Annotated in this window: 10 protein-coding genes; 2 read left to right on the top strand and 8 right to left on the bottom strand. The window is 67.0% G+C overall.

Translation table 11 applies throughout. The features are described 5' to 3' along the window. The first annotated feature begins 27 nt into the window (after positions 1 to 27). Both B128_RS0109765 and B128_RS0109760 read left to right on the top strand, forming a co-directional pair. Complete coding sequence (locus B128_RS0109765; protein ID WP_018112090.1) at positions 28 to 2,595, top strand: bifunctional diguanylate cyclase/phosphodiesterase; 2,568 nt, start codon at positions 28 to 30, stop codon at positions 2,593 to 2,595. A gap of 10 nt (positions 2,596 to 2,605) precedes the next feature. After that, positions 2,606 to 6,244 (top strand): PAS domain S-box protein, encoded by a 3,639-nt coding sequence (locus B128_RS0109760; RefSeq protein ID WP_018112089.1) that lies wholly within the window; start codon positions 2,606 to 2,608, stop codon positions 6,242 to 6,244. A gap of 80 nt (positions 6,245 to 6,324) precedes the next feature. On the opposite strand, the gene B128_RS0109755 is transcribed toward B128_RS0109760, so the two are convergent. The 8 genes from B128_RS0109755 to B128_RS0109720 form a co-directional block, all read right to left on the bottom strand. Beyond that, on the bottom strand, positions 6,325 to 6,627 hold the full coding sequence (locus tag B128_RS0109755) for a metal-sulfur cluster assembly factor (protein ID WP_018112088.1): 303 nt from the start codon (positions 6,625 to 6,627) through the stop codon (positions 6,325 to 6,327). Then, complete coding sequence (locus B128_RS0109750) at positions 6,624 to 7,775, bottom strand: hypothetical protein (RefSeq protein ID WP_018112087.1); 1,152 nt, start codon at positions 7,773 to 7,775, stop codon at positions 6,624 to 6,626. The genes B128_RS0109755 and B128_RS0109750 overlap by 4 nt, the downstream gene beginning before the upstream one ends. Before the next feature lie 56 nt (positions 7,776 to 7,831). Further along, the gene (locus B128_RS0109745) at positions 7,832 to 8,674 is read right to left on the bottom strand and encodes a protoglobin domain-containing protein (protein ID WP_018112086.1); all 843 of its coding nucleotides are present in this window, start codon (positions 8,672 to 8,674) and stop codon (positions 7,832 to 7,834) included. After that, positions 8,671 to 9,108: a hypothetical protein gene (locus tag B128_RS0109740; protein ID WP_018112085.1), complete on the bottom strand. Its 438-nt coding sequence runs from the start codon at positions 9,106 to 9,108 to the stop codon at positions 8,671 to 8,673. The genes B128_RS0109745 and B128_RS0109740 overlap by 4 nt, the downstream gene beginning before the upstream one ends. A gap of 13 nt (positions 9,109 to 9,121) precedes the next feature. Beyond that, entirely contained in the window at positions 9,122 to 9,943 is an 822-nt protein-coding gene (locus B128_RS0109735) for a DUF2249 domain-containing protein (protein WP_026175165.1), read from the bottom strand. After that, the gene (locus B128_RS0109730; protein WP_018112083.1) at positions 9,916 to 10,134 is read right to left on the bottom strand and encodes a DUF2249 domain-containing protein; all 219 of its coding nucleotides are present in this window, start codon (positions 10,132 to 10,134) and stop codon (positions 9,916 to 9,918) included. The genes B128_RS0109735 and B128_RS0109730 overlap by 28 nt, the downstream gene beginning before the upstream one ends. Before the next feature lie 98 nt (positions 10,135 to 10,232). Continuing rightward, positions 10,233 to 11,564, bottom strand: a complete 1,332-nt coding sequence (locus B128_RS0109725; RefSeq protein ID WP_018112082.1) for an MFS transporter — start codon at positions 11,562 to 11,564, stop codon at positions 10,233 to 10,235. After that, the gene (locus B128_RS0109720; RefSeq protein ID WP_026175164.1) at positions 11,558 to 12,889 is read right to left on the bottom strand and encodes an MFS transporter; all 1,332 of its coding nucleotides are present in this window, start codon (positions 12,887 to 12,889) and stop codon (positions 11,558 to 11,560) included. Before B128_RS0109720 ends, B128_RS0109725 begins: the two co-directional genes overlap by 7 nt. Positions 12,890 to 12,892: the final 3 nt, after the last annotated feature.

Genomic DNA, 12,892 nt, shown 5'->3' with positions numbered 1-12,892 from the left:
AGCGGGTATACTGACCCCGGTTCGGCCATGGACCTGGCCCCCGGGGCAAGCCTCTACCGGACCCTCCTTCCTCTCCTGAGGGACGGGCTCCAGGGCCTTCCCAAGGCCCTGGAGGGCATAGGCCAGGCCCTCAGGGCCGACCGGGCCTACCTCTTCCGCCTGGAGAAGCGGAAGGGTGCCTGGTACACCTCCCAGCTTTGCGAGTGGGCGGGGCCCGGCACCACCCCCCAGCTGGAAAACCCCGCCCTGCAGAACCTGCCCATGCGGGAAGGCGGCTACGGCCGCTGGATGGCCTACTTCCTGAAGAACCGGGCGGTGGCCGGCCCGGTGAGGACCTTTCCCCCGGAGGAAAGGCCGCTTTTGGAAGCCCAGGACATCCTAAGCCTCCTGGTGGTCCCCATCTTCTTGGAGGGCACCCTCTGGGGGTTCCTGGGGGTGGACGACTGCCGGCGGGAGCGGGTCTTTACCCCGGAGGAGGAAGAGCTCCTGCGGGTGATGGCCGAGGCGCTGGCGCGCACCCTGGGGCTTTGGGAGCGGACGCGCTGGCTGGAAAGGCTTCTGGAGACCTCCCCCTTCCACCTGGCCCGCCTCAGCCCCGAAGGCCGCCTCCTCTACGCCAACCCCGCCTTCCGGCAGGCCTTCCCCAAACCCCCACCCCTTCCCCTGGCCCAGGCCCTGGCCCACCCGGGCCGCCCCCACCTCCACACCAGCGAAGGCCATCGGGCGGTGGAGTGGACCCTCCTGGGGGTACCTGGCCCCGGAGGGGAGGCCCTGGAGGTGCTGGCCCTGGGGGTGGACGTAACGGAAAGGCGGGAGATAGAGGCCCGGGAAGCCCGCTGGAGCGTCTTCCGCAAGAACCTCCTTCGGGTCTACGAAACCCTCATGGCCGAGGGCATCTCGGACTCCATCTTCGGCCTCATCCTCGAGGCCGCCCTGGAAACCCTCCCCAGCGCCCAGGCGGGAAGCGTCACCGTGCTCCTGGAGGACGGGAACTACCACTTCGTGGCCGCCAAGGGGTATGACCTTGCGGCCCTGCGCCAGGTGACCCTGCGCCCCGAGGAGCCCCTTTCCCTCACCGGCCACCGGGAGGCCCAGATCTTCACCTGGAAGGACCTCCAGCGCTTCAACGCCCGCCTGGACAAAAAGCGCCGCCAGGTGATGGAGGAGGCCGGGCGGGTGCGGGAGATCAGGGCCATCCTCTCCGTACCCGTCTACCTGGCGGGGGAACGCAAGGCCTTCCTCTACCTGGACAACTTTGAGCGGGAAGACGCCTTCACCCCGCTGGACCTGGAGCTGGCCCAGGCCTTCGCCAGCCAGCTGGGCCTCCTCCTCAGGCGCCTGGAGCTGGAGGGGCAACTCCACCACCTGGCCTACCACGACCCCCTCACGGGCCTCCCCAACCGCCTCTTCTTCCTGGAGAAGCTGGCCCAGGCCCTGGCCGAGGAAAACCAGGGCCTGGCCGTCTTGTACCTGGACCTGGACGGCCTCAAGCTGGTGAACGACCTGGACGGCCACGCCGCCGGGGACGAGGTGCTGAGGGGGGTGGCCGCCCGGCTCCGGGCCGCCCTCCGCCCCCGGGACCTGGTGGCCCGCCAGGGAGGGGACGAGTTCCTGGTCCTCCTCACCGGCCTTCGGGGCCCCGAGGAGGCCGCGGCCGTGGCGGAAAGGCTTCTGGAGGTGGTGCGCCTGCCCCTCGGGGTGGGGGAGCGGGTCTACCACCTCACCACCTCCATCGGCATCGCCCTGGGAGAAACCGGCCTTTCCCCCGGGGAACTGTTGCAGAGGGCGGACCTGGCCCTGTACCGGGCCAAGGGGGAGGGAAAGGACCGCCTGGCCTTCTACGAGGCCCACCTCCAGGAGGGCCTGCGCCGGGAGATGGCCCTCCTGGAGGCGTTGCGGGAGGATTTGGAGGGGGAAGAGGGGCTTTGGCTCGTCTACCAGCCCATCGTGGACCTGCACACCGGGGAAAGGGTGGCCCTGGAAGCCCTCCTGCGCTGGCGCCTGGCCCCGCCTTCCGAGTTCATCCCCCTGGCGGAGCGGCACCGGCTCATGGCCAGGCTGGGCCACTGGGTCCTCCGCCGGGCCTGCGCCGAGCAGAAGCGCCACGGCCTCCCCGTGCACGTAAACGTGAGCCCTCAGGAGCTCCTGGACCCCCACTACCCCGCCGGGGTGGCCCAGGTGCTGGAGGAGACGGGGTGCCCTCCCGAGGGGCTGGTCCTCGAGGTCACGGAGACCAGCGTCATCCCCGACGAAAGGGGCCGGGACGCCACCAAGGCCCTGGGGGTGCTGAGGGGCCTGGGGGTACGGATATTCCTGGACGACTTCGGCAGCGGCCACTCCAGCCTGGAGCGCCTGGCCCACCTGCCCGTGGACGGCCTGAAGCTGGGCCAGGCCTTCACCCAGGCCCTGGGAAGCCCTCCAGACCCCCAAAGCCCGGCCGCCCGGGTGGTGGCCGCGGTGGCCGCCCTGGCCCGGGCCCTGCGCTTGACGGCCGTGGCCGAGGGCATTGAGGAGGAGGCCGTTTTGCACCACCTGAAGGGCCTGGGCTTTGCCCTGGGCCAGGGATACCTTTTGGGGAAGCCCCAGGCCTTATAATGCAGGCGGCGTGCGCCTCAGCAACCCCTGGAAACTCACCCTGGCCTATGCCCTCTTCGCCCTGGTGTGGATCCTGGGGAGCGACCAGCTTTTTCTCCAGCTCTTCCCCGAGGCCCAGACCCTCACCCGCTGGCAGACGGGAAAGGGCCTCACCTTCGTCCTGCTCTCCGGCCTCCTGGTCTACTTCCTGGCCCTGGCCCTGGAGGCCCAAAGGCGCAGGGAAGAGGAAGGCCTAAAGGCCTCCGAGCGCCGCTTCCGCGCCCTGGTGGAAGAGGGGCGGGAGCTCATCTACGTGGTGGACCCAAAGGGTGTGCTCACCTACGTCTCCCCCAACGTGGCCCAGGTGCTGGGCTATGACCCCCTGGGCTACACCCGCACCCCCCTGCACGCCCTGGACTTCGTCCACCCCGAGGACCGCACCTACGCCGAGGCCGTCCTGGAGGACCTTCTCCGCTACCCCGGGTCCACCCGGGAGTACAGCTTCCGCATCCTGGACGCCAGGGGAGAGACCCGGTTCGTGCGGGTCTGGGGCCGGAACCTCCTCCAGGACCCGGCGGTGCGGGGCATCGTGCTGAATGTGCGCGACGAAAGCGAGCTGGAAAGGGAGCGTGCCCGGCTCCAGGGCCTTTTGGAAGCGCTACCCGGCCGCGTCTTCCAGGCCCTGGTTCCCGAGGGGGCCGATCCCGCCTTCCTGCCCCTTCTCTACGCCTCTCCCCAGGCGGAGCGCATCCTGGGCTACCCCAAAGAGGCGCTGGCCGAGCCCGCGAGCTTTTACGAAAAGGTCCACCCCGAAGACCGGGAGGCCGCCCAAGAGGTCTGCCGCCAGGCAGTGGCCAGACCCGGGGAAGTGGTCCAGCTCCGCTACCGCTTCTGGCACGGAAGGAAGGAGCAGTGGGTCTGGCTCCAGGACAGCCTGGTCTACGACCCGCAAAGCCGCCTCCTGACCGGGTACGGCATGGATGTCACCCAGGAGGTGCAGGCTGAGGAGCGCTTCCGCCTCCTCTTCCAGGCCCACCCCCTGCCCATGTGGGTCTACGACCGGGAGACCCTCCGCTTCCTGGAGGTGAACGAGGCGGCGGTGGCCAAGTATGGCTACAGCCGGGCGGAGTTCCTCACCATGACCATCCTGGAAATCCGCCCGGAGCGGGAGAGGCTCCGCCTCCTGGAAGAGCTGAAACAGCCCCGCCCCCCCCTGCAGCAGTCCGGCCCCTGGACCCACCGCCTCAAGGACGGCCGGGAAATCCAGGTGGAAATCCACTCCCACACCCTGGAATACGGGAGGCGGCCGGCGGTGCTGGTGGCGGCTTTGGACGTGACGGAAAAGCTCAAGGCCGAGGCCACCCGGAGGCTCCTGGAGGAGGCCCTGAGGGCCGCCCACGAGGCCGTGGTGCTCACCGACCGCGACGGGCGCATTGCGTGGGTGAACCAGGCCTTTACCCGCCTCACGGGCTACGCTTCGGAGGAGGCCCTGGGCCAGAACCCCCGCATCCTGAAGTCGGGCAAGCACCCCCAGGAGTTCTACCAGCAGATGTGGGAGACCATTCTCTCCGGGAAGGTCTGGGAGGGGGAGATCGTCAACCGCCGCAAGGACGGCACCCTCTACACGGAGTACATGACCATCACCCCCGTCCTGGAAGAGGGCGAAATCCAACACTTCATCGCCATCAAACGGGACATCACCGAGGAGAAGGCCAGGGAGCAGGCCCTCAGGGAGTCCGAGGCCCTCTTCCGCACCCTGGCCCAGACCGCCCCGGCCTTCATCCTCCTGTGGCAGGAGGAGCGCCTCATCTTCGCCAACGAGGAGGTCCTGAGGGTCACCGGCTACACCCTGGAGGAACTCCAGAGCCGCCCCATCTGGGACTTCGTCCATCCCGCCGACCGGGAGACGGTGCGGGAGCGGGGCCTGGCCCGCTTCCGTGGGGAAAACCCCCCAAGCCGCTACCCCTTCCGCATCCTGACCAAGGACGGGGAGGTGCGCTGGCTGGACTACGCCGCCGCCCGGGTGGAGGTGGGGGGAAGGCCGGCCGTTTTGGGGATAGCCCTGGACGTCACCGAGGCACGGGAGCGGGAGCTGGCCCTGGAGGCCTTCGCCCGGGTGAGCGTGGCCCTGCGCCGGAGCGAGGAGCTGAAGGAGATGATGGAATACGCCTTGGAAGCCGCCCTCGAGGCCCTCGAGGCCCCGGCGGGAAGCCTCCTCCTCTACGACCCGGAAACCGGCCGCCTGGAGGCCGTGGCCAGCCGGGGCTGGGTCCAAGACCTCCCTCCACCCCCCAGCCTGGATGAGGCCAGCCTGGTGCAACAGGCCTTCCAGGGACAGGTCATGGTCAGCCCCAACCTCCGGGAAGACCCCCGGGTTCGGGCCGGGGCCAAGCCCTTCATCCCCGAGGGTTGGAGTGGGGCAGCGCTTCCCCTCATGGCGGGGAAGGAGGCTGTTGGGGTCCTCACCCTGGCCTGGCCCCCTCCCCGGGTACCCACCCCCAAGGAGGTGGGGCGGGCGGAGCTGATAGCCGAGACCATCGGCAACGCCGTCCGCCGGGCCAGTCTGAGGAAAAAGCTGAGCCAGCGCCTGGAATACCTAGAGGCCCTGCGGGCCGTGGACCTGGCCATCGTCCACTCCCTGGAGCTTGCCCCCTCCTTGGAGGTCTTTCTGGACCAGGTGATGCGCCTGCCCCTGGACGCCGCCGCCCTCTTCCTCTACCGCTCAAAGGACCGGGTCCTGGAGCTAAAGCACGCCAAGGGGTTCCTCTCCCCCAAAAAAGCCCTGCCCCACCACATCCCCCTGGGCCAGGGGCACGTGGGCAGGGCCGCCCTCCTGGGGGAGGTGGTGCACGTACCCGACCTCACCCAAGACCCCGGCACCTCCCCGGAGTTCACCCTGAAGGAAGGGCTGGTGGTGGAAAGGGCCTATCCCCTCTTCGCCAAGGGCCAGCTCCTCGGGGTGCTGGCCGTCTTCACCCGAGGCCCCTGGAACCTGAGCCCAGAGGACGAGGAGTTCCTGGAGGCCCTGGCCACCCAGGGAGCCATCGCCCTGGACAACGCCCTCACCTTCCAGGAGCTCCTCAAAAGCCAGCGGGAGCTGGAGGCCGCCTACGACCTCACGCTTTGGGGCTGGGCCAAGGCGGTGGAACTGCGGGACCAGGAGACCGCCGGCCACACGGAGCGCGTCACCGAGCTCACCCTGAGGCTGGCCCGGGCCCTGGGGGTACCCGAGGAGGACCTGGACGACATGAGGCGGGGGGCCATCCTCCACGACGTGGGCAAGCTGGGCATCCCCGACGCCATCCTCCTCAAGCCCGGCCCCCTCACGGAGGAGGAGTGGGCCGTCATGAAGAAGCACCCCGTCTACGCCTACGAGTGGCTCTCCGGCATCCCCTATCTGAAGAAGGCCCTGGAAATTCCCTACGCCCACCATGAGCGCTGGGACGGCTCCGGCTATCCCCGGGGGCTGAAGGGGGAGGCCATCCCCCTGGCGGCCCGCATCTTCGCCGTGGTGGACGTCTATGACGCCCTGACCTCCGACCGCCCCTACCGCCAGGCCTGGCCCAAGGAAAAAGCCTTGGCCTACCTCCAGGAGCAAGCGGGAAAACAGCTGGACCCCGAGGTGGTGGCGGCTTTTTTGAGGATCATGGAAGAGGCCGAAGAGGGCTAAGCGCTGGCGCGCGAAAGCTGCCCCAGCCAGCAACGCCCATGGTCTTTCTGAGGCACGATGGGCACTTAGTCCCCCTGCGCTCAGACCCCGCCCAGGAGCCGCCGGGCCTCCGGGGAGAGCCGGGCCGGGGTCCAGGGGGGGTCAAAGGTCAGCTCCACCGCCACCTCCTCTATCCCCGGAAGGCGGGAAAGGGCTTGGCGTACCGCCTCCCCCATGCTGTCGTGCAGGGGGCAGCCCGGGGTGGTAAGGGTCATGCGCACGTGGACCCTAGGGGGCTCCACCTTGAGCACATAGATGAGCCCCAGGTTCACCACGTCCAAGCCCAGCTCCGGATCATAAACCGTCCGCAAAAGGTTCCACGCCTGTTCCTCCAAAGGGTTCATCGCCGCATCACCTCCCAAAGGGCGTAAAGGTGGGGGAAAATCCCCAGGAAGTAGACCCACCCCGCCCAGGGAAACAGGGGGAAGAGGAGCGCCCCCGCCGCCAGAAGCATCCCTGCCAAGTACCCCGCCCCCTCGGGGAGCATGTCTTTGAGAAGGGGAACCCGCTCCTTACCCGCTTTAGGGGCGTAGCGGTGGGTCCAGACCAAAAAGGGAAAGATCTTATAGAGCATCCCGGTGACCACCAGGCCCACAAAGCCCAGGGTAAACCACAAAGCGGCCTGCACGGGGCTAAAGGGCAGGGCGACCAAGGAGAGGCCCAGGAAGCAAAGCCCCCCGAGATAGTGGCGCACCCCGATGTCCAGGGATTTTTTCATGCGGTTTTTGAGAATGCGCCAGGTGTCGTAGAGGGCCAGGGCGTAGGCCAGGAGGAGAAGGAGGTACCCCAGCCGTTCTCCCAATGCCACGCCCAAAAGCCCCAGGTTGGCCACCCAGAGGAAAAGCCCCAGGACCCGCTCGTCCACCTCGTGGGTGAGGGTGAACATGGAAAGAAGCTTGTATCCCACCCCCAGGATGGAGAGGAGGAAGACCCCGCCCAAGCCAGCGAGGAGGTGCCAAGTGAGCCTTTCCGGGTCGTAAAAGCCGTAACGCAGAGAAAGGGCCTGCACAAGGCCCAAAAGGGGGGTGAGGACCACGTAGAAGCCCACCCAGGCCAAGGCGGTGGCCACCCGGTTCCACCGGGGGGCCAGGCGAAAGGTGCGGTAAGCATTGTAGGCGAAGAAGAGGAGGGCCAAAAGGGCCAGGCTTCCCCCCACCGGCACCAAAACTGGGACCTGGGCAAAGCCCAAGGCCAGGAGGGCTACCCCCAGGGCCCAGAGGGCCATCACCGGGTACCCCCACCCCAGGCGGTAGAGGGGCACCTCGAGGACCACGGGCAGGAGCTGGTGCAAAGCCCCGAGGAGCACCCCCACCCCGAAGCCCAAGAGGAAGAGGTGAGCCCCGGCGAGACCTAGAGGGTGCCGGGGAAGGGAGAGGACCTCGGGGTGAAGGGCCAGAACCAGGCCCGAGAAGAGGAAGAACCCCTCCCCCAGGAAGATGAACCCTGCGGGAAGGGCGAGGGGAACAACCCGGGTGTGGACGCTCGCCAGCATCGTCCTAAATCTGAGTTCGGCGCTCGGAATGGGCCATGACCCAGGTCATGACCCCCTCACCGCCCCGGGGGTAGGAGGGTGAGGAGGTCCCCCTCTCCCAACGGAGTGGCCAGCCCCTCCAGATACCGCACATCCCGGCCATTGCGAAGCACCGCCCAGCGGGGGCGCAGGGAGTAGAGGGTCTTGGGGGAAAGCCAAAGCCCCACCTCCTCCTCGGCGGGGAGGGCCTCGAGGGCCAGGTCCCGCAGGGCGGGGTGGGCGGCGAAGACCTTGCCAAGCGCCTCCCCCACGCTTCCTGCCTGCAGGGCCACGGGCTTGGGCAGGGCGGGGTAGGCCAGCCCCAGCGCCTGGAAGCTCACACGTGCCCTCCCTTCCTTCAGGGCCAGGGCGGCGTCAAAGCCCTTGCGCATCACCTCCACCTGGGCAGCCAGATAAACCAGCCAAGGCCCCACGTCCCCCACCCGCTCCGCCACGTACCGCCCCACCTCGGCGAAGGCCAGGCCCACGTACTCCGGGGGGATGAGGGCCGCCTTGGGCCCAAGCCCCCCATGCCAGAGGCCCGCCCTATACACCTCCCGGGCAAACTCGGGGGAGGTATCCACCCCGAAGGTGCGGGCCAGCCAGGCGGAGAAAAAAGCCCTACGCAGGTAAAGCTCCTCCTCGGGCACCCTCCCCTCCCAGCCCAGGGCGCGGGCGGTGCCGGGATGGCGGCTCAGGTGGTCGTAGACCCGGGCCACAAAGGCTGCGGCCCCCTCCAGAAGCCTTTCCGCATCCAGGCGCATGGCCCGTCTGGCCTCCTCCCCCAGCCCCCCGAAGGCCAAGAGGTCAGCGAAAACCTCCTCCGGCAGGGGCGGTAGGTCCAGAACGAGGGCCTCCTCCCAGACGACGACCGGCTTCATCCTCCTCTCCTTTCCCGCTCCTCGCGCATTTTCCTCAGCATATCCCCCGTGACCACCCGCCTACGCATGGCCAAGGCGAAGACCAAGGTGGCGAGAAGCTGGAGCCCCCCGGAAAGCCCGAGCCAAGGGCGCAGCCCCTCCTGGCCCAGGAGGTGGAGGGGCTCCAGGAAAAGCCTCAGGAGGAGGCCGGCATTGAGGAGAAGGAAGGTGAGGGCCTCGAGGGCATCCTGCCTCAAGCCTCCCGGCCTCGGCATCATCCAGTAGGCCACCCCCATGACCATCTGCAGGAAGAAGCCCACCAGCCCGGCGTGCACGTGGGAGGGCCTGAAGGGCCCCACCAGCCCTGGGAAGAAGTAGAAAAGCGTGCCCAAGAGGGCGGTGTAGATAAGGTATAAAAGAGCCGCCCGGATGAAGAGGAAGTGCCAAAAGCCCATGGGCTTTGAAGGCCTACCCCCCTTTCCGGATCAGGATCTTCACCTGCCCCGGGCCCAGGTCCTTGAGCAGGTAAGCGTGCCCCTCCTCCTCGAGGCGGGCGAGGAGGTGGATGGGCCTGCGCACGTGGTGGACGAGAAGCTTCTCCCCCGGTTTGAGGGCGGCCAGGGCCTCGAGGACCCGCATCATGGGCAAAGGAGGCTCCAGGTTCTCCTCAATGAAGACCTCGGCCTGGAAGTCCTCCCAGTCCGCCTCGGTGAGGGGGGCGGCATGGTCCCTTTCCCCCTTCCTCCCCTCCCCCACCTCCTGTCGGTAGAAGTGGGCCCGGTAGTGCCTTTCCCCAAGCCGCTCGCACCAGGCCAGGAAGCCTTGCTTCCCCAGGACCTTGTAGAGAGGTATGGGCTCAAAGAGCACCTCCAGCACGAGCCTCTCCCCGGGCTTCACCTCCTTGGCCGCCGCCATGATGGCCTGGAAAGGCTCCCCTCCCGCCTCGAGGGTAGGCCGGACGTCCAGCCGGAAGCCCACGGGGGCGGAAAGCCAGGGAGGGGGCGGGGTGCCGAGGAGGCTCTCCTCCGCCTTGGCCACGGGGGGCCTGGCCTCCACCCCCAGGGCCCGGTTGAGCCTTGCCACGAGCTCCTCCGGCTCCAGGCCTCCGATCCTCGCCGCCTGGGCCACGGTGACCAGGTTGGGCATGGTGCGGCGGAGGAGGGGGTTTTTGAGCTTCTGGAAGGCGGGGCTTGCCGCCACCAGGACCTCGAGGAGGTGGGGCCAGCGCTTTAGGACCTCCGCCACCTTCATCTCGGGGCGGACTACTTCTTCCCGATCCGCACCCGCCATACCTCCGGGCCCTCCTCCAAATAGGTCCAGTCCACCTGGCCCGGGCGCTCGGCCATGAGCTGGTAGTAGAGGGGTTTGGGGTCGTGGTCGTTGACCAAAACGAAGCTCTGCCCCGGCTTCAAGCTGTCAAAGACGCCAAAAATCCGTGGGTGCCGCTCTCTTGGGGGTATGGTGCGAACGTCCAGCTCCATAGCGCCCTCAGTTTCCCCGGGCCAGTTCCCCTTTCGCCATGACCTGGGTCAAAGGGAAAAGCCCCCGCCAAAGGCGGGGCCACCAGGCAGGCCTGGATTCAACAGGGCTTCTCCGCCCCCTTGCGGGCATAGTAGTACCAGTTCAGGAAGAGGTTCAGAGCGTAGAAGACCATGAGGCCGTAGAAAAAGGCGGTAAAGCCCCCCGTGGCCTTTTGGGTGTAAGCGGCTAGTGTGGAGAAGATAAAGGGCCCGTAAGCGCCGATGGCCGCCGTCCAGCCGATGACCCCACCCGCCTGCCGGGGCGGGAAGATCATGGGCATCTGCTTGAAGGTGCTGGCGTTCCCCACCCCGGCGAAGAAGAAGACGGCCAACATAGCCCCCACGAACATAGGGAACTGTTCCAGGGAAGTCGGCCGGGTGTACAGGGTAACCAGGAGGGCTGATAGGAAGATGCCCAGCGCCGAAACCTGGGTCACGATGGCTCCGCCAAAACGGTCGGTGAGGGGCCCTGCGAGGATCCGGGAAAGGGAGCCCACCAAAGGCCCCAAGAAGGCGTAGCGCAAGGGGTCGGGGGCCCCGTCAAACTTCCCGTACACCTCCCGGATCAAAAGGGGGAAGATGGCGGAAAACCCGGAGAAGGAGCCGAAGGTCATGATGTACAGGCTGGTCATGACCCAGGTGTGTTTGTCGCGGAAGATGTCAAACTGCTCGCGGAAGTTGGCCCGGATGGGAACGCTCCGCAGGTAGATCCAGGCCAAAAGGGCCCCCAGGAGCACGAAGGGAACCCAGATGAAGGTGGCGTTCTGCAGCCAGATGGGCTGGGAAACCCCGGGCTTAGGGGTGAAGGTCTGGGGCCCACCCAGCAGGGAACCGAAGAGGGCAAAGCCGATGATCCAAGGGGTGACGAACTGCACCACCGAGACCCCGAAGTTGCCGATGCCGGCTTGCAGGGCAAGGGCCGTACCCTGAAGCCGCCTGGGGAAGAAGTAGCTGGTGGAGGGCATGAAACCCGAGAAGTTCCCCCCGCCGATCCCGGCCAAGAAGGCCAGAAGGAGGAGAACCCAGTAGGGAGTCCCGGTATTCTGGACGGCCACGCTCCAACCCAGAAGGGGGATGAGGAGCAGCAGGGTGGAGAAGGTGACCAGGTGCCTGGTACCCAGGATGGGGGGCAGGAAGGTCCAGACGATGCGCAAGGTGCCCCCAGCCAGGCCAGGCATGGCCGTGAGCCAGAAGAGCTGGGTGGTGGAGAGCTCAAACCCCACCTTGGGCAAGCGCACCACCAGGGCGCTCACCACGAACCAGGTGATGAAGGCCAAAGTTAGGTTGAAGGTAGTGATCCAGAGGGTACGCCAGGCGAGCCGGGAATCCCAGCGCGTGGGGTCTTCCGGGTTCCACTCTGTGAGCCAGGTGCCCTTTGCGGTCTTCAGCATGGACGGTCTCCTTTCAGTTCAAAGTCGTGCTTCAGGTGCTTGGCCTCTTGTTGCAAAAGCTGGATCACCGTGAGGTGCATCCAGAGGAAAGCAATGGCCGTGAGGAGGAAGAGGACGAAGAAGGTCATCTGGGGCAGGCCGGTCCAGGCCTGGGCGTAGGCGAAGAGGGGCGGGAGGAAGAAGCCCCCCAGGGCCCCCAGCATCCCCACCAACCCGCCCACTGCCCCCACGTCCTGAGGGAAGTAGGTGGGAATGTGCTTGTACACCGCAGCCTTGCCAATGCCCATTCCCACGCCGATGATGAAGACCAAGAAGGTGAAGAGCCAGACGTTCATGGTGAACTGCATGACCTCCTTGGGGCCCGCCTTGGTGTAGAGCACGATGTGACCTTCAGGCATCATGAGGATGGCCGAGGGAATGAGGATGCTCCAGAAGGTCCAGTACATGACGCGCCTGGCCCCCAGGCGGTCGGAGAAGTACCCCCCCACCGGCCTCAAAAGGCTTGCCGGGAAGATGAAAAGAGCGGTGAGCAAAGCGGCCTGGTGGAGGGGCAGGCCGAAGACGTCCACGTAGTACTTGGGCAACCAGGCGGAAAGGGCCACGTAGGCGCCGAAGACGACCACGTAGTAGAGGCTGAAGCGCCAAACCCGGATGTGGCGGAGGGGTCTGAGCATCTCCCAAAGGGGCCGCCCCTGCCCCGGCCGCTTGTCCCGCCTGGGGGTGCCGAACCACATGACAAAGCCCATCAGCACCAGAAGCACGGCATAGAGGAAGGGGATGAAGCGCCAACCTCCGGGGACAAGGCCTCCCAGGTAACCGGTAGCGGGAACGCTGGCGATGAGGGCGGGGCCGATGAACTTGGTGACGCTAGCCCCCACGTTCCCCGCCCCGAAAAGGCCCAGGGCAAAGCCCTGCTGCTCCTTGGGGAACCAGGCGGAGTTCCAGGCGATGCCCACGCTGAAAGCGTTCCCGGCAAAGCCCACCAAGAAGGCGTAAAGGAGGAGTTCCTGGTAGCTCCCGGCGCGGGAAACCAAGTAGGCCGGGATGGCGGTGAAAAAGAGCATGAGGGTGAAGACCAGCTTGCCCCCGTAGCGGTCGGCCAGGATGCCCGTCACCATGCGCCACAGGGAGCCATTCAGGATGGCCACCGCCGAAATCCAGGAAAGCTGCACGTCCGTAAGGCCAAACTCCTTGCGGATGGGCACCCCCAGCACCCCGAACATCAGCCACACGGCGAACATCAGGGTGAAGCCCAGGGTGGAAAGCCAGAGGACCCTAAGCCGCTCGGGGCGCTCCTTTTCCAGCTGCACAGGATCGTGAACCATAGC

Origin of the sequence: Thermus igniterrae ATCC 700962, from assembly GCF_000376265.1 — a bacterium.
In the GTDB taxonomy this organism is placed as follows: domain Bacteria; phylum Deinococcota; class Deinococci; order Deinococcales; family Thermaceae; genus Thermus; species Thermus igniterrae.
The sequence above is the reverse complement of the archived record's forward strand: the minus strand, read 5'-3'. Positions and strand labels throughout refer to the sequence as shown.